The sequence below is a fragment of the Streptomyces sp. NBC_01116 genome (assembly GCF_041435495.1).
GTDB lineage: Bacteria > Actinomycetota > Actinomycetes > Streptomycetales > Streptomycetaceae > Streptomyces.
The window spans coordinates 423,101-447,057 of the sequence record NZ_CP108644.1 but is presented as its reverse complement, the minus strand read 5'-3'; the positions used below and the strand labels follow the sequence as shown (position 1 = coordinate 447,057).

The window sequence follows — 23,957 nt, the reverse complement described above, 5'->3', positions numbered from 1 at the left end:
AGGTGTCGGCCGGCCGGGGATCTCGGTCCACGCCGGCTCACCGAAGGTGTCGGCGGTCGACGGCGGCGGCGAGCGCCGCGTGACCGGAAGGGCCCGGATGCAGGCCGTCGCCGCTGTCGTGCGCGGGGAGCATCCGGGAAGGGCGGTCCGGGTCGCGCAGCGCGGCGTCGAAGTCGGCCACCTCGTCGAAGACGTGCCCGGTGCGCACGGCCCGGTTGATCTGCCCGCGGACCGCGTCCAGCTCGGGAGACCAGCGGGTCCACCCCTCGAACGGGGTGATGGTGGCGCCCACGACCCGCAGACCGGCGCCCCGGGCACGCAGCGCCACCTGCCGGTATCCGGTCAGCACCTGGTCCGGACCGCTCTGGCCCGGCGGCTGCTGGAGGTCGTTGACGCCTAGGTGCACCAGCACCGTCCGCAGGCCCGGCAGCCCGAGGACGTCGCGGTCGAAGCGGGCCTGGCCGCCGGGCCCGAAGCGGACGTCGTCGAGCAGCAGCCGGTTGCCGCTGATGCCGAGGTTGGCGACGGCCGAACCGGGCAGCCGCCGCGCCAGTTGGTCGGGCCACCGCAGATCGGCGTCGTCGGGGGTGCCGACGCCCTCCGCGATGGAGTCGCCGAACACCGCGACCACCGGGCCGCGCGCCCCGGTGGTCTCCACCCCGGTCAGCAGGAGGACCGACCGGGTGCGCACCCCGTCCACGGTGTGCCAGGCATGGGTGTTGCGGTGGAAGGAGAGCGGACCGGTCGGGCCGGGCACCCGCGTCCGCACCACCAGCCGCGCCCCGTCCGCCACCCGCAGCCCCGGGACGGCGTCACTGGTCAGACTCGCGCCCGCCGCCAGCCACTCCTGGCTCCGCCCGGCGAAGGTCACGGGCCGGCCGTCCGCGGTCACCGGGCCGACCAGCACGGGCGCGGTCCCGAAGGTGTTCGCGTACCGCAGCCGGACCGCTCCGCCCGCCGACAGCCGCAGCACGGCCGTGCAGTCGCCGTCGGTCAGCCCGGCGTACGCCACCGGATCGGTGGGGGTCGGCGCTGTCTGGGCGGTGGCCCAGGACGTCGTCCAGCGCGAACGCGCGGGGCCGGTCGTCCCGGCCGCGCGCGCGTCCGTCGCCGTGGCGGCGACCGCGGCGGCCCCGGCTGCCGCCGCCGCGTACAGAACCCCGCGTCTCGCGGGCCCCCGGCCGCTCACTGCGGGCACACACCGGTCGGGTCGTAGGAGCTGCCGTAGGTGCCCACGGCGTCGCCGCCCGTGTTGCCGCTCATGGTGTTGGAGCAGACGGGGCCCTGCGGGGTGCGCATGAACTTGATGCCGCCGCCCGCGTTGCCGGTGATGGTGTTGCCGTAGACGGAGGTCGCGGTGCCGTCCGTCGCGGTGTCACCGCCGAGCCGGACGCCCGCGCCCACGTTGTCGTGGACGGTGTTGTACCGGAAGATGTTGCCGCTGCCCCGGGCGTCGAGCCCGCCGGAGCTGGGGTCGCGCTGGCCGCCGCAGTCGTTGTGCTCGACGTAGTTGTTGGTGGCGTTCTCCTTCACGTCCACGCACTCGTTGCCCCGCGTGACGATGGTGTTGTGGTGGATGCGGTTGTTCCGGCTGACGTCGGCCGCCGCGTCCGGTGCCCCGTTGGAGCCCTGCTGCTCGGGGGCCGTGCCGAGGTAGATCCCCTCGCCGTTCTTCCCGCCCCCGTCGAACACGAAGTCGGCGACCCCGCAGTCGGTGATGATGTTGTCGTCCACCTCGGCACCCGTGACGAGGTAGCGCAGCCGCAGGCACTCGTCGGCCGCGTTCTTGAGGGTCATGCCGGTGACGCGCAGGCCGCCGACCCCGTTCCCGGGGGTCGTGCTCATGACATAAATGAGTTTGAGCCGGTAGCCGGACACGTCCGAGGCCGAGCCGTGCAGCCCGTCCACGGTGAAGCCGCTGAGCGTCGTGCTGTCGTGCCGGACCTGGATGATCCGGGCGTCGCCCGCGCCCTTCACCACGGCGTTCGACGGTCCGGTGATGGTGACCCCGGCCCGTGCGGTCACCACGTCCTGTCGGTAGGTGCCCGCGGCCAGGTTCACCACCGCGCCCGACGGAGCCAGATCCACCGCCTTCTGGATCGTGGCCAGCGGGGCGCCCGCCGACGTACCGGCGTTGGCGTCGCTGCCGGTCGGCGACACGTAGTACGCGCTCGCCGCCGGGGCGGCCGCCGAGGGCGTGGTCACGACGAGCGGGGAGAGGCCGGCGACGAGCGCGGCGGCCAGGACGGTGCGCGGTGGACGGGTCACGGGGTGTGCCTCCTGGGATCGGCGAAGGACAGGGCGAGCAGAACCGGAACGCTCGGGCCGAGCAGCAGTGGCCCCAGCGGTACGACGAGGGAGAGCAGCACGGCGGAGACCACCGCGCCGAGCAGGGCGGTGCCCCGGGCCGGGGACCCGAAGCCGAGCGACAGCGCCCCGGCCGACCAGGACCGGACACCGCCGTCCGGGTCCCGGCCCGCCACGGCCGCGAGCGCCACATGATGGATCACGAACGCCGCCGCGATCCCCACCTGCGCGGCCAGCAACGGGAAGGTCCACGCCTCCGAACGGCCGAGCAGATGCAGGGTGTTGGCGACCAGGACGGCCGCGGCGGCGGTGGACAGCAGGCCGTGGAGCCACAGCGCGCGCCAGTACCCGCCGAAGGAGGCGAACGTGTTGGCGAAGCAGCGGCTGTCCCCGTCCACCCGCCACCGCTGGAGCGCGCGGCCCATCGCGGCGAGCGCCGGGAGCCAGGTCACCACGCCCAGCGCCAGCAGCGTGAACGCGGCCCCGGCGGCGGCCGGGTAGGCGACGAACTCCAGCCGTCGCAGCAGCGTCGGCCAGCCCGACGGGGTGGCGTCCGGAACGGGCGGCGACGCCACCGCCCCGGCGAGACGGGTCCCCATGGTCTACCCGACCTTTCCTGTGTACGGATCCGTTACGTCGAGGAGTACCCGGCCCGCCAGCTCCAGCCTGGTCGCCGCCACGACGTACGGGGTTCCGGCGGCGGTGAGCAGGACGGCGGCGGCGTCCGCCGAGAGCCCCTCACCACGGATACGGCGGGCGACGGGGGAGAGGAACACGCTCTCCTCGCCGTCCGCGAACCGCACGCCGTGGCCCTCGGCCACCTCCGCCCCGGCGGCCGGGCACGCGGCGTCCGGCGTAATGGCGGTGAGGAACAGACCCGCGCGGCAGGCCGGGGTGGTCACGTCCAGCGTGTGCAGGGTGCGGGTGAGCCGCAGTTCCGGAGTGCTGGACGTCGGATTGGCCTCCACCTCCAGGACCCCGGTGCGCACCGACGCCTCGTCCGGGGCCAGCCGCCGCACCCGGGCGGTGGCCTCGCCGGACCTGATCAGCCGGCTGCCGTCGCCGTGCTCCTCCGTCGGCCGGTCCGTCCGCAGCAGGAACGTCCACTCCCGCGGCTCGTCCGACTCCGCCAGGTCCAGCAGCACGAGGCGCCCCGCCGGGGTGAACACCAGGGTCCGGTCCAGCCGGCGGACCCCGAGGGCCGGGTCGTACATCGCGGCGATCTCCGCCGTGGCGTGCGCCCACCCCTCCTCGTCGCCCACCAGCACGTCCCGCTGCCGGGCCTGCCGCAGATACGGAATCCCCTCGTAGACGTGGTAGCGGTCCTCGTCCGCGTACCCCTGCCCGTCGACCAGCAGCAGATTGTGGTGCTCCGCCCGCTTGCGGTTGCTGTAGCCGTCGTCCACGGCGAGGTGGGCGCCCCCCGACAGCAGGACGAAGGAGCCGGAGTCCGGGTGGTGGTGACCCTGGTTCAGGGTCTCGTGGCCCAGCTCCGCCCGGTGCTTCGCGCTCGTCTCCCAGGCCCGGTGGCCGCCGCCCGGACTCGCCTTGAACGACACCGCCGTCGCGTCGGCGTCCCAGCCGGTGCGGGCCGCGAGCAGCCCCAGGTCCGGGAAGAACGCCCGGGTCGCCGTGGGCCGGGCCGCCGCGACGGCCGGGTCGTACCAGAGGTATTCGAGGTACGCCTCCGGCAGGATGCCCGGCCGCACCCCGCTGTGCTCCGCCTCCGCCCACAGCAGCTCGCCCGAGGCCAGGTCGCCCAGCCACTGCGCCTCGGCGATGCCGTACTGCGCGGCCAGCCGGTAGTAGAGCCCGGCGCTGTGGCCGCTGCGCCGGTCGTGGCAGTCGCCGTGGTCGATCGTGAACGCGAAGCCGGGCGCGCTCTGGTGCAGCCGGTAGTTGAAGGTGTTCGCCATGAAGCCTCCCCGGTCCCACCAGTCGACGCCTTCGGCCTCCGCCAGCAGATCCAGGTGGATCGCCAGGAACGGCACTCCGTAACGCCAGTAGACGACCCCCTCCGCGTGCGAACCGTCCTCGGGCATCACCTCCAGCACCGTGGCGAGGTTCGACTTCGCCCGTTCGGTCCACTCCTCCTTGCCCAGCACGTAACCGGCCGTCGCCAGACCGGCGTAACAGATCCAGTTGTGGTTCTGCCAGTAGGAGGACGACCACCAGCGGCCCTCGCTCGCGACCGCGAAGTCGTACAGGCGACGCCCCTGGATCAGCAGCTTGTAGCGGAGCAGCGCGGCCACGTCGTCCGGCAGGTCGTTCCCGATCCAGCGCAGGGCGAGTGCCAGGTGGTGCAGCAGCCAGCCGGCGTCCAGGTCGTGGTCGGGCATATGGGCGCGGCCCCAGTGCGGCAGCCGTGACGCCGCCTCGATCCAGCGCACGCTCTCCGCGAGATCGGCCGGGTCGCCGCCGATCCGGTAGGCCAGGGCCGGGTTGGAGGTGGCCGGGCCCAGCCAGGTGATGCTGGCCAGCGGGTGGGTGCGGGGCGGGGTCAGGGCTCGGTGCCGGGCCGCCTCCTCCCGCACCCGGGTCTCCTGGGCGGGGCGCGGGCCGGGCGGCGGGGTCGCCGAGAGCAGCACGGCTCAGCCCTCCGTCCGGTAGTGGGCGATCGAACCGTCCGCCAGTTCCACGGTCAGCTCCGTGCCGTCCAGCCGCACATCGCTCACCGCGGGGCCCGCCGACGCCGCCTGGTAGACCGAGGCGAAGACGACGTGCGCGGCCTCGGCCGTGAAGTCGACCCGGGTCCGGGTGCGCTGCGGGTCGTCCGCCGGACCGGGACCCGGCACCGTGAAGGGGCGCACCGGCACCTCGGCGCTCCAGGTGTGCCAGCCGTGCAGCGTCTCGTCCCCGTACCAGGTGGTGCGCACCGGGCCCGCCGCCTGCACCTGCACGTCCAGCGCGGTGCCGGGCCGCAGTTGGGCGGTGATGCGGGGGGCCTCGCGGCCCGTGACCTCCACCGTCAGCAGGTCCACCAGGTAGCACGGGCCGACGGCCACCCGGCGGACCGCCCGGACACCCTCGTACGCCTCCGTCGCCTCGGCGGTCACCGAGACGGCGTCCGCCGCCGTCAGCGCCCCGGCGCACTCGGCCTGCTCGGCGCCGTCCACCCGGAACGCGGGGTGGGCCGCCGTCGAGGTGTACAGGTCGCGGAAGTCCGGGTGGGCGTACGGCACCTGGCCCGGGTCCGGTTGCCACGCGGTGGTGTCGCCGTACAGATACAGCGAGAGCTTGTCCCGGTGGCCGTGCGATCCGCCGTGCGGGCCGAAGTCCACCAGGGCGTGGATGCCCGCCGCCCGCAGCACCGCGTACCCGGTCGAGGGGAACACGGAGACCGGGGCGGCAGCGGCCCGCCGGGGGAGCGGGGGCCCGGCGAACCAGCCGCCCAGCTCACGGTCGAGGGCGTCGTCCGCGTCGCCCAGCTCCGCGCGGACCCGGTCCGCCACCGCCTCCAGCGCGTCCGACGGCACCGACTGCTGTGCCAGCGCGATCAGTTCCAGCCACTCACGACCGAGGGCGTCGCGCCGGTAGGGGCCGTCGTGCAGCGCGGGCAGCACACCGCCCGGCGTCGCGACGGCGGCCAGCACGTCCGTCATCCCCGCCAGCACGCCCACCACGTCGGCCGGCAGGGCGGACGGGGCGGTGGAGCGCAGCGCCAGCAGCGCCGCCCGCAGCACGAAGCCGTGGTAGTAGGTACTGCCCTCCCACTCCCAGCCGTCGTCCGCGACGGCCACGCGCAGATGCGCGTACAGCCCGTGCCCGCCCTCCAGCCAGCACCCTGCGCCCTCCCAGGACGTGCCCCGGACGGCCGCCGCCGCCCGGCCCGCCGCGACACCGGCCGCGTTCAGCCACGCCGTGTAGTTGGAGGCCAGCTGCCCCTGACCCGTGAGCACGTCCCGGGCCTCCAGCGCCGCCTGCTCCAGCGCCTCCAGCAGCGGCAGCACCGCCGCCAGGTCCCCGGTCTCCTTCTCCGCCAGGGTGATCACGGCGTGCCCGACGTTCACCGCCCAGATGGCGTCCGTCAGCGCCTGGTGGAAGAGCCGGCCGCGCAGCATCCAGCCCTGGGCCTCGCCGTGCCGGTCGGCGGCCAGCTCGGCGTACAGGCCCGCGTACTCGCCCAGCCGCTCCACCGCCTCCGCCCGCTCGCCCCGGTGCGCCAGCACCCGCAGACGACGGGCCCACGCCTGGTGGGAGAGGACCAGCCACGCGCCGCGCACCGCCTCGCTGTCCACCCGGCAGCCGTGCGCACACCGCGCACCGCCCTCGGGGAACACGCCCGCGAGGAGATCGCCGTGCTCCAGCTCCACCCCGTGCGCCGGGCAGACATACGCGTGCCACCAGCCGCCGCGCTCCCGCGCGATCCGCCTCAACGCGGCCATACGCCACCGTCGATGTCCGTCGTGGTCGCCGTCAGGAAGCCCGAGGCGGGCGAGGCCAGGTGGACCACGGCGGACGCCACGTCCTCGGGGGTGCCCGCCCGGCCGACCGGGATGCCCGCTTCCATGGCCTCCTGCGCGGCGGGCGCGGTGAAGGTGTCGTGGAAGGCGGTGCCCTTGATGAAGCCCGGCGCGACCGCGTTGACCGTGATGCCGGTGCCGGCCAGCTCCTTGGCCAGGCCCTTGGTGAAGCCGCGGATCCCCGCCTTCGCGGCGGCGTACGCCACCGAGCCGGGGCCGCCGCCGTTGTGCGCGGCGAGCGAGGACATGGTGATGACGCGTCCGGCCGGGGAGCGCGTCAGATGCGGCAGCGCCGCCCGCACCGTGCGGAACGTCGAGGACAGGTTGGTGGAGATCACCCGGTCGAAGTGCTCGTCGCTCATCTCGGCGATGGTCGAGCGGCCGACGAGGTGACCGGCGTTGCAGACCAGGATGTCGAGTCCGCCGAGGAAGCCGGCCGCCTCCTCGACCAGCCGGTCCACGTCCGCGGTGACGGTCGCGTCGGCGGCGAACGCCTTGGAGCGCCTGCCCAGCGCCTCGATCGCCGAGACGGTGTCGGCCGCCCGGTCGGCGGAGGAGTGGTAGTGCACGGCGACGTCGGCGCCGGCCTCGGCCAGGGCGAGAGCGATGGCGCGGCCGATGCCGTGCCCCGCCCCCGTCACCAGCGCGCGGGAGCCCTGCAGATCAGCAGACATGGGTGAAGCCCTTTCGGTTTCCGGCCGCTGGGGGCCGGATGCGGTGCCCGGCCACGGAGGGCCGGGGGCCGGTCACTTGAGACCGGCGGTGGCGAAGCCCTGCACGAAGTAGCGCTGGCCGATGAGGAAGAGAAGGACCATGGGAAGGGTGGCGAGCGTGGTGCCGGCCATCAGGAAGTGCCACTGGGTGCCGTTCTCCGTCTTGAAGACGGAGAGCCCGACCTGGATGACCCGCAGACTGTCCGTCCGGGTCACCAGCAGAGGCCACAGGAAGTTGTTCCAGGACGACTCGAAGGTCAGCAGCGCCACGGTGGTGAGGGCCGGCTTGACCTGCGGCGTCATGATCCGGGCGTAGATGCGGAACTCGCCGAGGCCGTCGAGGCGGGCCGCCTCCTCCAGCTCCACCGGCAGGTCCAGGTAGAACTGGCGGAAGAGGAAGACCGCGAACGGCGTCACCGCACCCGGGATGATCAGGGCCCACCAGGTGTCGAGCCAGCCGCTCCCGCCCTGGCCGAGGATGTCGTTCCCGCCGGCCAGCGGCATGAAGCGGACGATCAGGAACTCCGGCAGCACCTTCGTGTACGTCGGGATCATCAGCGCGGCGATGAACAGGTAGAAGATCACCTCGCTGCCGCGGAACCTGATCCGCGCCAGCGCGTACCCGGCCATGGAGGCGACCAGGACGTTCAGCACGGTGTGGCTGATCGCGATGATGAAGCTGTTGCGGGCGTACGTGGCGAACGGGGCCGCCCGGAACGCGTCGACGTAGTTGCTGAACTGCCAGCTGCCGGGGAGGAGCCCGGCGTCCTGGGAGGCGATCTCCACCGGCGACTTGAGTGAGGTGATCACCATCCAGACGAACGGCACCACCATCAGGAGGGAGATCACCGACAGCGTGATGTAGAGCGCGATCCGGCCGGGGGACACCGGCCGACGGCCGGATCGCCCCCGAGGCTTCGCGGTGCCCGGGACTGCCGGCTTCCGCGTATCAACTGTGGCCACGGGTGCCTCCCATGATCCGCCGGTTGACCAGGGTGAACCCCATCAGCAGCACGAACAGCACCAGGGACTGGGCGCAGGCGTATCCGACGCGGAACTCCCGGAAGGCGGACTTGTAGATCTCGTAGGTCATCATCGTCGTGCTGTTGGCGGGGCCGCCGTCGGTGAGGATGTAGATCTGGTCGAACGACTGGAACGCGCTGATCATCGACGTGATGAGCACGAAGAACGTGGCGGGCTTCAGCAGCGGCAGCGTGATGGAGAAGAACTGCCGGACCTTCGAGGCGCCGTCCACCGACGCCGCCTCGTACAGCTCCCTGGGGAGCGACTGGAGCGCGGCGAGATAGATGAGCATCTTCATGCCGATGCCCTGCCAGATGCCGACCAGGATCACCGAGGGCATCGCCCACGTCGTCGAGGAGAGCCAGGCCGGGCCGTCGATGCCGAGGAACGACAGCAGCGCGTTGAGCAGGCCGTTGCCCGGGTTGTAGATCCACAGCCAGACCAGGGCGATGGCGACGGTGGCCGTGACCTGCGGCAGGAAGACCGCGGTGCGGAAGATGCCGCGCGCCTTGAGGCCGGTGTGCAGGGCCATGGCCAGCAGCAGGCCCAGCAGCATGCCGAACGGCACGGTGAAGAAGGTGTAGACGACGGTGTTGACGATGGACTTGCGGAAGACCGCGTCGTCCAGCATGTCGCGGAAGTTGTCGAGACCCACGAACTGCGGGGCGGTCAGCACGTCGTACTTCGTGAACGCCAGGACCACCGCGGCCAGCACCGGCAGGCCGATCCACAGCGAGGCGTGCAGCAGCGCGGGCGCCACCATGAGCATGCCGGCCCGGCGCCGTCGGCGTCCGGGGCCCGTGGGGGTCCGGCGGGTGCGCCGGGTCGGCGCCGATTCAGGAGGTGCGGGCGACCGCACGGGCCGCGCCTTCAGTACGGATGTCGCTCCCACAGTGACGGGTCCTCACATCCGGCCGATGGCGGCCTCGGCGAGTCGGCCGAGCTCCGCGATGGCGTCCTTCGCCGACTGGTCGCCCACGATCGCGGGCTCCAGCGTCGGCACGATCTTCTCGCGGATCTCCATCCAGGCGGCGGTCCCGCCCTCGGACGCCGCGTGCTGGAGGTTCTTCAGGGAGAGGTCGACGAACTGGTTCTCCTTGACGTAGGCGGTGTCGCTGAGATCCCGCAGCCCGGGCACCGAACCGCGCTGCTGGGCCGCGCCGAGGATCGATTCGGGGGTGGCCAGCCACTCCACGAGCGCACGGGCCGCGGCCGGGTGCCTGGAGCTCGCCGACTGGCTGACGAGCGTGCCGCCCTGGAGCATCGCGGGCCTGCGGTTGGCCAGGACGAAGGAGCCGAGCCTGTCCTGTTCGATCAGCTCCGGGTTCTGCTCCTTGACCTGGACCCACAGCGCGCTGGTCGTCATCATCATCGAGCCCTGGCCGGTCTGCACGTTCGACGGTGCTCCGGTGTCGGTCTTGCGCGCGTAGTCCGCCGAACCGTCGGCCACCAGGTCCTTGAAGAACTGGAGGGCCTCCACCCCGCGGGCGTCGGTGAACAGCGGCTTCCTGCCGTCCGCGCTGAAGAGCTGACCGCCGTTGGCGAAGAGGAAGGTCTCCCAGCACTGGCGCAGATTGATGGAGAAGGGGTCGAACCCGACCCGGCCCTTCGTCGTCAACTGCTTGGCGACGGCGCGTAGTTCGGACCAGTTGGCGGGCGTCTTGCGGATGCCGGCCTGGGCGAAGTGGTCCTTGCGGTAGACGACGATGCGGGTGTCGAGCACGACGGGCAGCGCGTACAGCCTGCCGTCGTGACGCGACGGCTCCAGCACCCGCTTCTCGTAGTCGTGGGTCTTCGCCAGCTCCTCGGGCAGTTCCGCGATCGCTCCCTTGGCGGCGAACGGCGGGATCCAGCCGACCCCCATCATCAGCACGTCGGGCAGCAGGCCGCCCGCCAGTCCGGTGGTGATCTTCTCGTTGAGCTGGTCGTACGTGGTGTAGTCCACGTTCACCTTGACGTCCGGATACTTCTTCCGGAACCCGCCGAGGATGTCGCCCTCCAGGAGCTTCTTGCCCTTCGCGCCCTCGTAGATCGGGGTGAGGAGGGTGATCTCGCCCTCGGCGGGACCGTCGGCGGAGCCGGCCGCGGAGGTGCCGGTGCCGCAGCCCGTGAGCGCGGCGGCGGTGCCCGCACCGATGGCGGCGAGCAGCGACCGTCTGTTGAGTTCCATGAGGCACCCCTTTGAGGCGGAGTTTGTGGATCGATCCAGTGAGGGTGTCCCAGCCATGGCCGGGAAGTGCTGGTAAATCGATGCACTGAGACTAGGAATGCCCTTGGAGCGACGTCAACAGCTGATGCACAAGAATTTTTCGGGCAAGTTAACGGGTGTATCGGTAGAGAGACTTCTGTAAATCGATACACTAGAGTCGTCAGGGAGTTTCGAACCGGAGGTGGCATGAGCGGGGTAACGATCCATCAGGTCGCGGCGGCTGCGGGCGTTTCCGCGAGTACGGTCTCCAACGTCCTCAACGGGCGCACCGACCGTATGCAGGCGGCCACCCTGGCCCGTGTCGAGCAGACCATCGAGCGCCTCAGCTACCGGCCCAACCGTGCGGCACGCATGCTGCGCACGGGCCGGATCAAGGTGATCGGTCTGATCGTGCCCTCCGTGGCGAACCCGTTCTGGGGGTCGCTCGCGCGGGAGCTGGAGGCCATCGCGCTCGCCGAGGGGTACCACGTGCTGCTCTGCAACAGCGAACGCGACCCCGCCCGGGAGCTCAAGTACGGCGAGGAGCTCCTGGCGGACGGAGTCAGCGGAGTGGTGCTCTGCTCCTCGCTCCCCTCGCTCGAACACGTCGAGCCGCTGCTCAGCCGGGGGCTGAAGATGGTCGCCTTCGACCGCACGGCCCAGGCCGGCGACCCGCCGTCACTGGCGAGCATCAGCGTGGACAACGCCATGGGGGCGGAGCTGGCCACCCGTCATCTCCTCGGACTCGGCCACCGACGACTCGCCTTCGTCTCCGGCTCGGTGAACAGCGTCAACCGCCGCGAGCGGCTGCGGGGCTTCCGCGCCGCGTTGGAGGAGGCGGGGATCGACCCGGCCGACGCCACGGTCTGGCCGGGGGCGGACACCACCGAGTTCGGCGACAAGGACGCTGCCGAACTGGGCCGCAACGCCGCCCGCGAACTGCTCTCCGGGCCCCGCCCGCCCACCGGGTTCGTCGCCATCAACGACATGTGCGCGATCGGGATCTGCCGGGGCGCCAAGGACGCCGGGCGCACCGCCGGGCGCGATGTGTCGGTGGTCGGCTTCGACGACATCCTGCTCGCCGACCTCTTCGAGCCGCCGCTCACCACCGTCCGCCAGCCGCTGACGGAGATGGCGGCGGAGACCTTCCAGCAACTGCGCGCCCGGATCGAGTCGGCGCCCTCGGCGGGCCGCTCCCTGCTGATCCGGCCGCGGCTGGTGGTCCGGGAGTCGACCGCGCCCGTGCCCGCGGACGCGGCGACTCCGGACGCGGTAGCTCCGGAAGCGGCGACTCGTGACGCGGCGACTCCGGGCGCGGTGGCTCCGGCGGGGTGAGGGGACCGGCCGCCGGGGCTCAGTCCGCCGAGGGCACCCAGCCCGTCGCCTCGATCCGGCCGGCGTCCCGGGGCCGTTCCGCGTCGAAGACCGTGCGAGCGCCGTCGCGGACCCGTAGCCCGTCCACGTACGCGCCGCGTCCCACGTACAGCCGGTCGGTGGCGTAGCGCCACCGCAGGCGTACGTCCCGGCCGCGCCAGGCCGTCAGGTCCGCCTCCAGCCGGTGCCAGACGCGCCCCGACCAGCCGGTCGCCGAGCCCGCCGGGTGCGGCCGCGGTTCCGGGCGGTGGCCGGGGCCCGGCGCGAGGGTGGTGAACGGCACCGGCTGCCAGTCCTGCCCCGCCGCCGCTTCCAGGAAGAGGCCGTCGGAGGCCGGTTCGGTGTCCCACCACAGAGCGCACTCCAGGCGGGCCCGCGCGGAGTCCAGGCGCAGGGCGGGCAGGGTGAGGGTGGCGGTGGACGCGCTGGCCATTCCGGAGAACCACGCGGTGCGCCCGCGCGCGGGACGGACCGGAACGGCCCGCGCCAGCTGGTTGGCGGCCGCCACCCGGGGCGCGCTGCCCGAGCGCCAGCTCCGCACCGGGTGGACGGAGTTGCCGAGCACGATGAGGAAGGTGTCGGTCGACGGGTCGAGCACCAGGCTGGTCCCGGTGAATCCGGTGTGCCCCGCGCTGCGCGGGGACGCCATCGCGCCCATGTACCAGTGCTGGTAGAGCTCGAAGCCGAGGCCGTGCTCGTCGCCCGGGAACGCGGTGTTGAAGTCGGTGAACAGCAGGTCGACCGACTCCTCGGAGAGGATGCGGGAGCGACCGTAGACCCCGCCGTTGAGGAGGGTCCGCGCGAGGATCGCGAGGTCCCAGGCGCAGGAGAACACCCCGGCATGGCCCGCCACCCCGCCGAAGCCGAAGGCGTTCTCGTCGTGCACCTCGCCCCAGACCAGCCCGCGATCGAGACCGGACCAGGGCGGCCGGGCGTCCTCGGTCGCCGCGATCTTCGGCTTCCAGGAGGCGGGCGGGTTGTAGCGGGTGCGGTGCATCCCGAGCGGGGCCGTGATCTCGTCGCGGAGCAGCGTGTCCAGCGGGCGGCCGGTGATCTCCTCCAGGATCAGTTGCAGGGAGATCAGATTGAGGTCGGAGTAGAGGTACGCGCTGCCCGGGGTGCTCGCCGGGACCTCCTCCCACAGCATCCGGAGCTTCCCCTCCCGGGTCGGCTCCTCGTACAGCGGGATCCACGAACGGAAACCCGAGGTGTGCGTCAGCAGGTGGCGGACCGTGATGTCCTGCTTGCCGCCGCCCGCGAAGTCCGGGAGGTACGAGGCGACCGTGGCCTCCAGCCCCAGCTCGCCGCGCTCGATCCGCTGGACGGCCAGGAGCGAGGTGAACAGCTTGGAGATCGAGGCCAGGTCGAAGACGGTGTCCTCGGCCATCGCGATCTGCCGGTCCGCCGGGAACTCCACCCCGGTGTCGGTCTTCTCGTCGTACGCGGCGTAGCGCACCGCCCTGCCGATCGGCCGGTGCAGCGCCACCGTCCCGCCCCGCCCGGCGAGCAGCACCGCGCCCGCGTACCAGGGGTGCTTCGGGGAGTCGGCGAGATACGCCTCGGCGTCCCGGACCAGCTGGTCCAGCGGGCCCTGGAGCAGCCCGGCGCGCGCGGCGCTCCCGCGCCGCAGCGTGGGCCGGTGTGACCCTGACTCCATGCCCGCTCCCGTGTCCGCCGCTCTGTCCGCGGTCCCCGCGCTCGGCCCGCCCCGGTCGGCCGCGCCCGCGAGCGGAATCGGCGTCAGCGCGAGGGCACCGCCCAGCGCCAGTATCCCGCCGCCCAGCCGCCGCCGGGCGATGCCGCTCCCGCCGGCGCGGGCGCCGGCCGAGGAACCGAGGCCCCCGGCCCGCTCGGGGCCCCCACGCGCGCCCCGCCCGTCCTCCGCCCGCCCGTTGCCCCGCATGTCCCCGGTCATCCGCGACTCCTTCCCGCGCCCGACGTCCGGTCACCGGGCCCTGCCCGTGCGCCGGAGCCTGCGCGAAAGTAACTTCCGAAATCTCGCCGAGCAGTGAAAGTTCCTGCCGCCGCAGAGATTACTGTCACCTCCGCGCTCCCGGGTGCGTCCCGGCCCGCAAAGAATCTGACGCTTCATCAGAAAAGCTCTTCCCTCGGCCGCCCGGCTGCGGCATCCTGCCGCCCATGGAGACGGAGCTGAGCAAGCACCTGGGTATCGAGCACGCCATCTTCGGCTTCACGCCGTTCCCCGAGGTCGCCGCGGCCATCACCAGAGCCGGCGGCTTCGGCGTGCTCGGAGCGGTGCGCTACACCGCTCCCGACGACCTCGCGCGCGACCTGGACCGTCTGCACGCACTCGCCGACGGCAAGCCCTACGGCCTCGACGTCGTCATGCCGGCCAAGAAGGTCGAGGGCGTCACCGAGGCGGACGTCGAGGCGATGATCCCCGCCGAGCACCGCGGATTCGTCACGGAAGTCCTGGACCGCCACGGTGTGCCCGAGCTGGCCGAGGGGGAGACGTCCGGCTGGCGCATCACCGGCTGGATGGAGGAGGTCGCCCGGAGCCAGCTCGACGTGGCCTTCGACTACCCGATCAAGCTCCTCGCCAACGCCCTCGGTTCCCCGCCCGCCGACGTCATCGAGCGCGCCCACGACCACGGCGTCCTCGTCGCCGCCCTGGCCGGCAGCGCCCGGCACGCACGCCGGCACGCGGAGGCGGGCATCGACGTCGTCGTCGCCCAGGGGTACGAAGCGGGCGGCCACACCGGCGAGATCGGCTCCATGGTGCTGGTCCCCGAAGTCGTCGAGGCCGTCGCCCCGCTGCCCGTGCTCGCCGCCGGAGGCATCGGCAGCGGCGAACAGGCCGCCGCCGGGATCGCCCTCGGCGCGCAGGGCGTCTGGCTCGGCTCCCTCTGGCTCACCACCGAGGAGGCAGACCTGCACTCCCCGGCCCTGACCGCCAAGCTCCTGGCCGCGGGCTCCGGCGACACCGTCCGCTCCCGCGCCCTCACGGGGAAACCCGCGCGCCAGCTCCGTACCGAGTGGACCGACGCCTGGGACGACCCGGCCGGGCCCGGCACCCTGCCCATGCCGCTCCAGGGGCTGCTGGTCGCCGAGGCCGTGTCCCGGATCCAGAAGTACGAGGTCGGCGAGCTGCTCGGCACACCCGTCGGGCAGATCGTCGGACGGATGACCAGCGAACGCAGCGTCCGGGCCGTCGTCGACGACCTGACCCGCGGCTTCGAACGGGCCGTCACCCGCATGAACCGCATCGCCGGAAGGAGCGCCACATGAACCAGCCGCCCAACGGCTTCTGGGCCCAGGCCGCCGCCGACCCCGACCGCACCGTCCTGATCGCCCCCGACGGCGAGGAGTGGAGCGCGGGCCGGCTGCACGCCGACGTCAACCGCATGGTCCACGGACTGCGCGCGGCCGGACTGCGCGAGGGCGACGCGTTCGCCGTCGTGCTGCCCAACGGCGTCGAACTCCTCACCGCCCACCTCGCCGCCTCGCAGGCCGGCTTCTACCTCGTCCCGGTCAACCACCACCTCGTCGGCCCCGAGATCGCCTGGATCGTCGCCGACTCGGGCGCCCGCGTCCTGATCACCCACGAACGCTTCGCCGCCACCGCGACGGCCGCCGCCGACGAGGCGGAACTGCCCGCGACCCACCGCTACGGCGTCGGCACGGTCCCCGGCTGCCGTCCCTACGCCGAACTCCTCGAAGGCCGTCCCGCCACCGCGCCCGACGACCGCATCCTGGGCTGGGTCATGAACTACACCTCGGGCACCACCGGCCGCCCGCGCGGCATCAGGCGTCCCCTGCCCGGCAAGCGCCCCGAGGAGACCTACCTCGGCGGGTTCCTCGGCATCTTCGGCATCCGCCCGTTCGACGACAACGTCCACCTGGTCTGCTCACCGCTCTACCACACGGCCGTACTCCAGTTCGCGAGCGCGGCACTCCACATCGGCCACCCGCTGGTCCTGATGGACGGCTGGTCGCCCGAGGAGATGCTGCGCCTCATCGACGCCCACCGCTGCACGCACACCCACATGGTGCCCACCCAGTTCCACCGGCTGCTCGCCCTGCCCGACGAGGTGAAGTCCCGCTACGACGTCTCCTCCCTGCGGCACGCCATCCACGGGGCGGCGCCCTGCCCCGACCACGTCAAGCGCGCCATGATCGACTGGTGGGGGAGCTGCGTCGAGGAGTACTACGCGGCCAGCGAGGGCGGGGGAGCGTTCGCCACCGCCGAGGACTGGCTGAAGAAGCCGGGCACCGTCGGCAAGGCCTGGCCGATCAGCGAGCTGGCCGTCTTCGACGACGACGGCAACCGGCTCGGGCCGGGCGAACTGGGGACCGTCTACATGAAGATGAGCACCGGCGGCTTCAGCTATCACAAGGACGAGACCAAGACCCGCACGAACCGCATCGGCGACTTCTTCACCGTAGGCGACCTCGGCGTGCTCGACGCGGACGGCTACCTCTTCCTCCGCGACCGCAAGATCGACATGATCATCGCGGGCGGGGTCAACATCTACCCCGCCGAGATCGAGTCGGCCCTGCTCACCCACCCCGCCGTCGCGGACGCCGCCGCCTTCGGCATCCCGCACGCCGACCGGGGCGAGGAGGTGAAGGCCGTCGTCGAACCGGCCGAGGGACACGAGCCGTCACCGGCGCTCGCCGCGGCGATCCTCGCCCACTGCGAGGAGCGGCTCGCCGGGTACAAACGGCCCCGGAGCCTCGACTTCATCGCCGCGATGCCCCGTGACCCCAACGGCAAGCTCTACAAGCGGCGGCTGCGCGAACCGTACTGGGAGGGGCACCGACGTCCCCTGTAGAGCAACGGGTCCGAGAGGGCCCGCTCGCCTCGCGGTCCCGCTGCCCTGTCCGCCGAGCCCATCCCACCCGCCGGACGGCGTTAAGGGCGGATGGCAACGAGCGAGACGGAGCCGCCGGCCCTCCTGCGTGAACTCGACGACCCCGAACGGCCGGAGTGGCCGCTGCACTACGATCGCTCCGCGTCCCGCCTCGCGTCGCGCGGGCTCGTGCGCCGGTTCGAGACGGATACGAGGGGCCCGGCGCACTGGAGTGCTACGACGCGCGGTCCACCTGGTGGACTCGGTTCTTCGGCATGACGTGACCGCCACCCGCCCCCCTCACCGACGTGTCGTGACGCGTCGCGCGGATCTTCACGACACGTCGGTGAGGGGGCGCCCGCCGGGACGGACGCCCCCTCACCGCGGATGGGCGCACCCACCCGCCCACAGCCCTACCGCCGCTCGTGCACCCGCACCACCCGCAGGGCCGGCGAGCGGGCGATGTCCCTCTCGCAGAACCGGGCCGTCACCCAGCGCTCACCCGCGTACAGCCGGGTCTGGTCGCTGTAGTGCGGCGACTTCGGGTTCTCCGACTGGGAGTACGTCAGCAGCGTCCGGGCCACCGGGCATCGGCTGTCGTCCCAGCCGACCGCCTGGATGTAGCTGGAGCCCGACGACACCTCCGTGTAGCCGCCCCCCGCCGCGTTCCACCGCGGCTCGGTCTTGTTCCAGATGCCCAGCGACTCCGTCCCCCCGCCGATCGGGAGCCGCTTGCCGTTCCGTACGACGAACTGGTGCTCGCCGAGCGGCGCGTCCAGGGCGATGCCCGCCGCCCGCAGTTCCGCCACGGCGTCCGCCAGGGCCCTGCCCAGGACGGGGGCGTCCGGGTTCAGGTCGCGCGGGGTGCGCACCGGGTCGGCCGGATCGAACGGCGTCCTCCACAGCTCGGCGGCGGGCGCCGACGACGCCTTCCGCCAGAACCGGTCGAAGAGCAGCGCGCCCCGGCTGTCGCTGTCCACGCTCCGGTCCCAGCGCCGCAGCACCCGGCAGGCAGCCGACACGTCGACCGGCGTCCCGTCCGTGCCCACGGCCGTGCCGCCCGGCAGCGCGGCACACCACCGCGCCACCTCGGACGCGGCCAGATCCCCGGCAGGCGCACGGTTGGCGAACTGCTGCCGCTGGAGGTCCCCGACCCGCAGCCGGCCCCGGTCCGCCATCGACGCGACGTCCTCGACCGCACCGCGCGTCCGCATCGACCGGGGCGTCGCGATCGTGCCGAAGACCCGCTCGTACCCCGTCAGCGGCCGATCCGCGTTCGTCAGCCACGCGCTGTCGTTGGAGTTCTCCACGTACGGCTGGTCCTTCAGCACCGGCATCCGCCCCGGTCCGAAGATCCCCGGCCGCACCGCGTCCGGGTCGCTGCCCAGCGCGCAGTCCGTCCGCGAACCGTCCAGCACCGCGAGACCGGAGGCGGGATAGGTCGCCCGGCCCAGCGGGGTCGAACAGCGTTCCGCCAACTCGTCCGTGATCCTCGGCAGCACCTGCGACTGGGCGAAGAACGAGTGCCCCGCCCGGTCCGCCGCGATCGTGTTCACCCACGGCATGCCCTGCGACCGGTGCAGCGCCCGCTCGACGTCACCCGTGGAACGGGCCTTGCCGAAGCCCAGACCGGTGTCCGCCATCCGCAGGTTCGTCGCGTTCGGGTCGTTCAAAGCGTACGCGGTGCTCGCCGTCCACGGCAGCGGCAGCGCCGCGCCCATCGAGGTGACCACCGGCCCGTAGCGGGTCCACCACTGGGTGCGGGTCACATCGGCCGCGCCCTTCACCGGGACGCTCACCGTCCGCTTCGTCATCCGCTCCCGCTTCCCGTCCACCAGATAGGCGGTCGGATCGGCCGGATCGAGGGTGAGCTGATGCAGGTTCAGCGTGACGCCGGTGGCGACCGTATGGCTCCACGCCACGTCGGCGTTGTGCCCGATCGAGATCGTCGTCGAGCCCAGCAGGGACGCGCCCGACACGTTCAGTTCGCCGGGGATCGTCTGCTGGGCCTGCCAGAAGCGGCGTCCGCCCTGCCACGGGTAGTGCGGGTTGCCGAGCAGCAGCCCGCGCCCGTTCACCGTGGTGGAGCCGTCGAAGGCCACCGCGTTGGAACCCATGTCCGCGTTCTGCGTCGACAGCAGCCGCTCCGCCGCCGTCGCCGCCTCCTCGGGTGTGACCCCGGCCGCCGGGGGAGCGGCGGTCGGCGGCCGCGCGGCCGTGATGCCGTCGATGCCGCGCCCCTGGCCGCCGAGCACCGCCAGGGCGTAGCCGCGCGCCGCCACGTCCAGCGCCGTCACCGGGCGCACCCAGGACGCGCCCCGGCAGGCCGGGTCGGTGATCCGGTTCTGCGCGATCCACGCGTTGTACCCGGCGGCGAACCCCCGCATCGTCTCCTTGACGTCCCGGCTCGGACCGGCGGGCGCGGGCTCCTCGAGGAGCTTCTGCACCGTGCCGCTGTCCCGGACGCCCCGGAAGTACAGGTCGCTGGAGAGGTTCGTCGCCGCCGAGGAGAGGGAGTAGTCGGTGGCGGCGTCCGGGCCGAAGAACCTCGACCGCTCCCCGCGCACCGTGAGGAAGCCGTCCGCCAGCGTGCACACCTGGTCGGCGGCCTGCGCCCAGCCGGTGCCGAAGCCGAGCCGCGCGTAGTCCTTGGCCACGATGTGCGGAATGCCGTACTCCGTGTACCGGATGACGGCGGAGAGACCGCCCCCGGACGGGTGCCGCGTCTCCTGGCCCCCGGACGCGGCGGCCGGCGGAAGCGACGCCGACACGGTGAACAGGGCGAGACCGGCGACACCGAGCAGTCTCAGACGGTTGCGTAACGTCAAGGTGTTTCCTCCCAGCGGTGCGGGTGGCACGGGCGCGGCCGGTCCGGAACGCCCGGACGGCCAAGCGTCACTCAGCCAGGGAGCCCCGGAAGCTGTCAACCGTCTGGTCGGTATCCAGCCTCTTGACCCCCGGGGGCCCGGACGCACAGGATCACGCCATGACAGGTGTACGCAGCAGCACAGTCGACGGCGTCCTCACCCGCAGCGCCCGGCGCACCCCCGGACGGACCGCCGTGCGGTACGCCGGCCGGGCCTGGACCTACCGCTCCCTGGACGCCGCCGTCTCCACGGCCGCCGCCGTCCTCACCGAGGAGCACGGACTCGTCCCCGGCGACCGGGTGGCCGCCTACGCGCACAACTCCGACGCCTATCTGATCGGCTTCCTCGCCTGCGCACGGGCCGGGTTCGTCCACGTACCGGTCAACCAGAACCTCACCGGCGACGACCTGGCCTACCTCCTCGACCAGTCCGGCTCGTCCCTCGTCCTCACCGACCCGGACCTCGCCGGGCGGCTCCCCGGCGGACGCCCGGTGCGCGCGCTGCGCGACGCCCCCGGCTCGCTGCTCGACGCCCTGGAGACGGAACGGGCGTTCACCCCGCGGCGCCCGCCCGCCTCCGACGACCTGGTGCAGCTGCTGTACACCTCCGGGACCACCGCCCTGCCCAAGGGCGCGATGATGACGCACGGGGCCCTGGTCCACGAGTACGTCAGCGCGATCACCGCGCTCGGCCTCGCCGCGACCGACCGGCCCGTGCACTCCCTGCCGCTCTACCACTCGGCCCAGATGCACGTGTTCCTGCTGCCCTATCTGGCGGTCGGCGCGCAGAACACCATCCTGGACGCCCCGGACGCCGCCACGATCTTCGACCTCGTGGAAGCGGGGGAGGCCGACAGCCTGTTCGCCCCGCCCACCGTCTGGATCGGCCTCGCCAACCACCCGGAGTTCGCCGCCCGCGACCTCGCCGGACTGCGCAAGGCGTTCTACGGGGCCTCGATCATGCCCCTGCCCGTCCTGGAACGGCTGCGCGAGAACCTCCCGCACCTGGCCTTCTTCAACTGCTTCGGCCAGAGCGAGATCGGACCCCTGGCCACCGTGCTGGGCCCCGACGAGCACGAGGGCCGGATGGAGTCCTGCGGCCGGCCGGTCCTCTTCGTGGAGGCCCGGGTGGTCGACGAGAAGGGCGAGGACGTCCCCGACGGCACTCCCGGCGAGGTCGTCTACCGCTCGCCCCAGCTGTGCTCCGGCTACTGGGACAAGCCCGAGGAGACGGCCGCCGCCTTCCGCGACGGCTGGTTCCACTCCGGCGACCTCGCGGTCCGCGACGCCGAGGGCTTCCTCACCGTCGTCGACCGGGTCAAGGACGTCATCAACTCCGGCGGCGTCCTCGTCGCCTCCCGCCAGGTCGAGGACGCCCTCTACACCCACCCCGCCGTCGCCGAGACCGCCGTCATCGGTCTCCCCGACGACCGCTGGATCGAGGCCGTCACCGCCGTCGTCGTCCTGCGCGGCGAGGCGGACGAGAGCGAACTCATCGCCCACGCCCGCGAGAAGCTCACCGCCTTCAAGGCGCCCAAGCGCGTCGTGTTCGTGTCGGCGCTCCCGCGCAACGCCAGCGGGAAGATCCTCAAACGGCAGCTGCGGGACGAGCTGGCCTGAGGCCGGCGCCTCCGGCAGGCGGCGCTCACAGCCGTCCCGCCGCCACGATCCGCCGCAGGAACCGCCGGGTGCGTTCCTGGCGGGGCGCGCCGAACACCTCATCGGGCGTGCCGCGTTCCAGCACCACCCCGGCGTCCAGGAAGCACACCTGGTCGGCGACCTCACGCGCGAACGCCATCTCGTGGGTGGCGATGACCATCGTCATGCCCTCCTCCTTCACCTCCCGTACGAGACCCAGCACCTCGCCCACCAGCTCCGGGTCCAGGGCGGCCGTGATCTCGTCCAAAAGCAGCAGCCGGGGGCGTACGGCCAGCGCCCGGACGATCGCGGCCCGCTGCTGCTGGCCGCCGCTGAGCCGGTCCGGATACTCGTCCGCCTTCGCCCCGAGCCCCAGCCGCTCCAGCAGCTCGCGCGCCTCCACCTCGGCCCGGGGCCGGGAGAGCCCGTGGACGCGGCGCGGCGCCAGGGTGATGTTCTGCAGGACGGTCAGATGCGGGAAGAGGTTGTACGCCTGGAACACCACGCCGATCCGGCGGCGCACCGCGTCCGCGTCGGCCCGCGGGTCGGTGATCTCCTCGCCCTCCAGCCAGATCGCGCCGTCGTCGATCTCCTCCAGGAGGTTCGCGCAGCGCAGCAGGGTCGACTTCCCGGACCCCGACGCGCCGATCAGGGCGGTCACCGTGTGCGGGGCCACCTCCAGGTCGACGTCCCGCAGCACGGGCGAGGCCCCGAACGACTTGCGGACCGCCTCCATCCGCAGTACCGGAGCGGTCGGTTCCGGAGCCGGTGCCACGCTCATACGATCCCTCCCTGGGCCCGCCGCCGGTCCATCCGGGCCGTCACCCAGTCGGTGAGCCGGGTCATCGGGATGGTCAGCGCCACGAAGACCAGACCCGCGACGACGTACGGGGTGTAGTTGAAGTCCTTGCTCGCGATGATCTGCGCCGCGTACACGGCGTCCACCGCCCCGGCGATGGAGACGAGCCCGGTGTCCTTCTGGAGCGACACCAGGTCGTTGAGCAGCGGCGGCACCACCCGGCGCACCGCCTGGGGCAGCACGACGAAGCGCAGCGCCTGCCCGCTGCTCAGCCCCAGCGAACGCGCCGCCGCCCGCTGCGAGGGGTGCACGGACTCGATCCCGGCCCGGAAGACCTCGGCGACGTACGCCGAGTACGTCAGCACCAGCGCGGCGCCGCCCAGCAGCACCGGATCGGTGGTCACCCCCTCCAGCCGCAGGGCGGGCACCCCGAACACCACCATCAGCAGGCAGATGATGAGCGGCAGCCCCCGGAAGAAGTCCGTGTACGCGGTGGCCAGGGCCCGCACCGGGAAGAACACCGGCCCGCGCAGGGTGCGGGCCACCGCCAGCAGCAGGCCGAACACCAGGACGGCCGCACCGCACACGGCCAGCAGCCGGAGGTTCAGCCACAGCCCCTCCATGACCTGCGGGAAGGCGACGCGCGCGTAGTGGGCGCTGAAGAACGTCTCCTTGGTACGGGTCCAGCCCGGCGAGCCCGTGATCAGCAGGAACAGCACCGCGCCCGTCACCAGGGTGCTGGTCGCGGCGATCGCGGTGGCCCGCCGGGTGCGGGCCCGCCGGTACCGCTCGCGGGCGATCCGGCGCTCGGAGGGGACGTAGCCGTCCTCGTGGACGGCCGGCGCCGTGTGCAGGGTCACTTGAGCACCGGCGCGTCGACGGCGTCGGAGAGCCACTTCTTCTCCAGGGCGGCGAGCGTGCCGTCCTCCCGCAGGGCGTCCACCGCACCGCTGACGCAGGAGGTGAGCGCGCTCTCCCGGTCCAGGACCAGACCGAACCGCTCGGGATCACCCGAGGAGGCGGCGAACTGGCCCACGACCTCCGCCTCCGGCACCTCGGCCCCGGTGATGTAGAAGGCGGTCGGCAGGTCCACGACGATGGCGTCGACCTGACCGGTCTTCAGCGCCGACTTGGCGAAGTCGTTGCGCTGGTAGACGGCGGGCTTCACCTCGGGCTCCACCAGGTCGGTGATGAAGTCGAGGCTGGTGGTGCCCACTTGGGCGCCGAGCTTCACGTCCTTGAGGTCGGCCACCCGCGTCGCCTTCGCGGCCTTCGACGACTTCAGCGCGACGACGGCCTGGCGCACGTCGTAGTAGCCGGAGGAGAAGGCGACCGCCTTCTTCCGTTCCTCGCTGATGGAGACCTGGTTGATGTCGAAGTCGAACTTCTTCGCGCCGGGCGCGAACGCGCTGTTGAACGGCGTGTGCTGCCACACCACCGCGTCGCGGTCGTAGCCGAGCTCCTTCGCCACGGCGTAGGCCACCGCCGACTCGAAGCCCTTCCCGTTGGACGGTTCGTCGTCGGAGAACCAGGGGGCGTACGCGGGCTTGTCGGTGCCGACGGTGACCTTGCCTGGCACCTGGGTGGCGAGCTTGCCGGGTGCGCAGGACGCCGTCGCGCCCGCGGCCCGGTCCGGTGCCTTCTCCTCCGCTTGCGGGGCACAGCCCGTGAGGGCGGCGCAGAGGGCGACGGCGGAGCAGAGGGCGGTGACCAGGGGCCGGTTGGCGAGATGCATAGCGGGAGACTGGCAGTGCCCGGCCCTCCCTGTCGAG

Annotated in this window: 18 protein-coding genes; 4 read left to right on the top strand and 14 right to left on the bottom strand. The window is 72.7% G+C overall.

Features of this window, described 5'->3' with window-relative positions; translation table 11 throughout:
* Window positions 1-37: 37 nt before the first annotated feature.
* The 9 genes from OG245_RS01815 to OG245_RS01775 all read right to left on the bottom strand — a co-directional run bounded on the left by OG245_RS01815 (window position 38) and on the right by OG245_RS01775 (window position 10,676).
* Complete coding sequence (locus OG245_RS01815) at window positions 38-1,189, bottom strand: SGNH/GDSL hydrolase family protein (RefSeq protein WP_371627780.1); 1,152 nt, start codon at window positions 1,187-1,189, stop codon at window positions 38-40.
* On the bottom strand, window positions 1,186-2,268 hold the full coding sequence (locus OG245_RS01810; protein ID WP_371621768.1) for a DUF1565 domain-containing protein: 1,083 nt from the start codon (window positions 2,266-2,268) through the stop codon (window positions 1,186-1,188). The genes OG245_RS01815 and OG245_RS01810 overlap by 4 nt, the downstream gene beginning before the upstream one ends.
* Window positions 2,265-2,906, bottom strand: a complete 642-nt coding sequence (locus OG245_RS01805) for a DUF624 domain-containing protein (RefSeq protein ID WP_371621767.1) — start codon at window positions 2,904-2,906, stop codon at window positions 2,265-2,267. Before OG245_RS01805 ends, OG245_RS01810 begins: the two co-directional genes overlap by 4 nt.
* Before the next feature lie 3 nt (window positions 2,907-2,909).
* Entirely contained in the window at window positions 2,910-4,895 is a 1,986-nt protein-coding gene (locus OG245_RS01800) for a hypothetical protein (protein WP_371621766.1), read from the bottom strand.
* 3 nt (window positions 4,896-4,898) lie between these two features.
* Window positions 4,899-6,692 (bottom strand): heparinase II/III family protein, encoded by a 1,794-nt coding sequence (locus OG245_RS01795; RefSeq protein WP_371621765.1) that lies wholly within the window; start codon window positions 6,690-6,692, stop codon window positions 4,899-4,901.
* Complete coding sequence (locus OG245_RS01790) at window positions 6,680-7,444, bottom strand: SDR family NAD(P)-dependent oxidoreductase (protein ID WP_215103378.1); 765 nt, start codon at window positions 7,442-7,444, stop codon at window positions 6,680-6,682. The genes OG245_RS01795 and OG245_RS01790 overlap by 13 nt, the downstream gene beginning before the upstream one ends.
* Window positions 7,445-7,516: 72 nt before the next feature.
* Window positions 7,517-8,371: a carbohydrate ABC transporter permease gene (locus OG245_RS01785; protein ID WP_371621764.1), complete on the bottom strand. Its 855-nt coding sequence runs from the start codon at window positions 8,369-8,371 to the stop codon at window positions 7,517-7,519.
* A gap of 61 nt (window positions 8,372-8,432) precedes the next feature.
* Window positions 8,433-9,275: a carbohydrate ABC transporter permease gene (locus tag OG245_RS01780; RefSeq protein ID WP_371621763.1), complete on the bottom strand. Its 843-nt coding sequence runs from the start codon at window positions 9,273-9,275 to the stop codon at window positions 8,433-8,435.
* 135 nt (window positions 9,276-9,410) lie between these two features.
* Window positions 9,411-10,676 (bottom strand): ABC transporter substrate-binding protein, encoded by a 1,266-nt coding sequence (locus OG245_RS01775; protein WP_371621762.1) that lies wholly within the window; start codon window positions 10,674-10,676, stop codon window positions 9,411-9,413.
* A gap of 225 nt (window positions 10,677-10,901) precedes the next feature.
* On the opposite strand from OG245_RS01775, the gene OG245_RS01770 reads away from it, so the two are divergent.
* A complete protein-coding gene (locus tag OG245_RS01770) occupies window positions 10,902-12,029 on the top strand; it encodes a LacI family DNA-binding transcriptional regulator (protein WP_371621761.1) in 1,128 nt (375 codons plus the stop codon).
* 19 nt (window positions 12,030-12,048) lie between these two features.
* On the opposite strand, the gene OG245_RS01765 is transcribed toward OG245_RS01770, so the two are convergent.
* A complete protein-coding gene (locus OG245_RS01765) occupies window positions 12,049-13,983 on the bottom strand; it encodes a serine hydrolase (RefSeq protein ID WP_371621760.1) in 1,935 nt (644 codons plus the stop codon).
* A gap of 224 nt (window positions 13,984-14,207) precedes the next feature.
* On the opposite strand from OG245_RS01765, the gene OG245_RS01760 reads away from it, so the two are divergent.
* Together OG245_RS01760 and OG245_RS01755 are read left to right on the top strand one after the other, a co-directional pair.
* Entirely contained in the window at window positions 14,208-15,317 is a 1,110-nt protein-coding gene (locus OG245_RS01760) for an NAD(P)H-dependent flavin oxidoreductase (protein ID WP_371621759.1), read from the top strand.
* Window positions 15,314-16,864, top strand: coding sequence for an acyl-CoA synthetase (locus OG245_RS01755; RefSeq protein WP_371621758.1), 1,551 nt, complete (start codon window positions 15,314-15,316; stop codon window positions 16,862-16,864). Before OG245_RS01760 ends, OG245_RS01755 begins: the two co-directional genes overlap by 4 nt.
* Window positions 16,865-17,295: 431 nt before the next feature.
* Here OG245_RS01755 and OG245_RS01750 read toward each other — a convergent pair whose 3' ends face one another.
* Window positions 17,296-19,710 carry an acylase gene (locus tag OG245_RS01750; RefSeq protein WP_371621757.1) on the bottom strand — a complete coding sequence of 805 codons (2,415 nt, stop codon included), beginning with the start codon at window positions 19,708-19,710 and terminating at the stop codon, window positions 17,296-17,298.
* Between the two features lie 158 nt (window positions 19,711-19,868).
* On the opposite strand from OG245_RS01750, the gene OG245_RS01745 reads away from it, so the two are divergent.
* Window positions 19,869-21,368, top strand: a complete 1,500-nt coding sequence (locus tag OG245_RS01745) for an acyl-CoA synthetase (protein ID WP_371621756.1) — start codon at window positions 19,869-19,871, stop codon at window positions 21,366-21,368.
* A 25-nt stretch (window positions 21,369-21,393) separates the two neighbouring features.
* On the opposite strand, the gene OG245_RS01740 is transcribed toward OG245_RS01745, so the two are convergent.
* The 3 genes from OG245_RS01740 to OG245_RS01730 are packed head-to-tail and all read right to left on the bottom strand — an operon-like array spanning window position 21,394 to window position 23,920.
* A complete protein-coding gene (locus OG245_RS01740; protein ID WP_371621755.1) occupies window positions 21,394-22,167 on the bottom strand; it encodes an amino acid ABC transporter ATP-binding protein in 774 nt (257 codons plus the stop codon).
* Complete coding sequence (locus tag OG245_RS01735) at window positions 22,164-23,045, bottom strand: amino acid ABC transporter permease (protein WP_371621754.1); 882 nt, start codon at window positions 23,043-23,045, stop codon at window positions 22,164-22,166. The genes OG245_RS01740 and OG245_RS01735 overlap by 4 nt, the downstream gene beginning before the upstream one ends.
* Entirely contained in the window at window positions 23,042-23,920 is an 879-nt protein-coding gene (locus tag OG245_RS01730) for an ABC transporter substrate-binding protein (protein WP_371621753.1), read from the bottom strand. Before OG245_RS01730 ends, OG245_RS01735 begins: the two co-directional genes overlap by 4 nt.
* Between the last annotated feature and the right edge of the window lie 37 nt (window positions 23,921-23,957).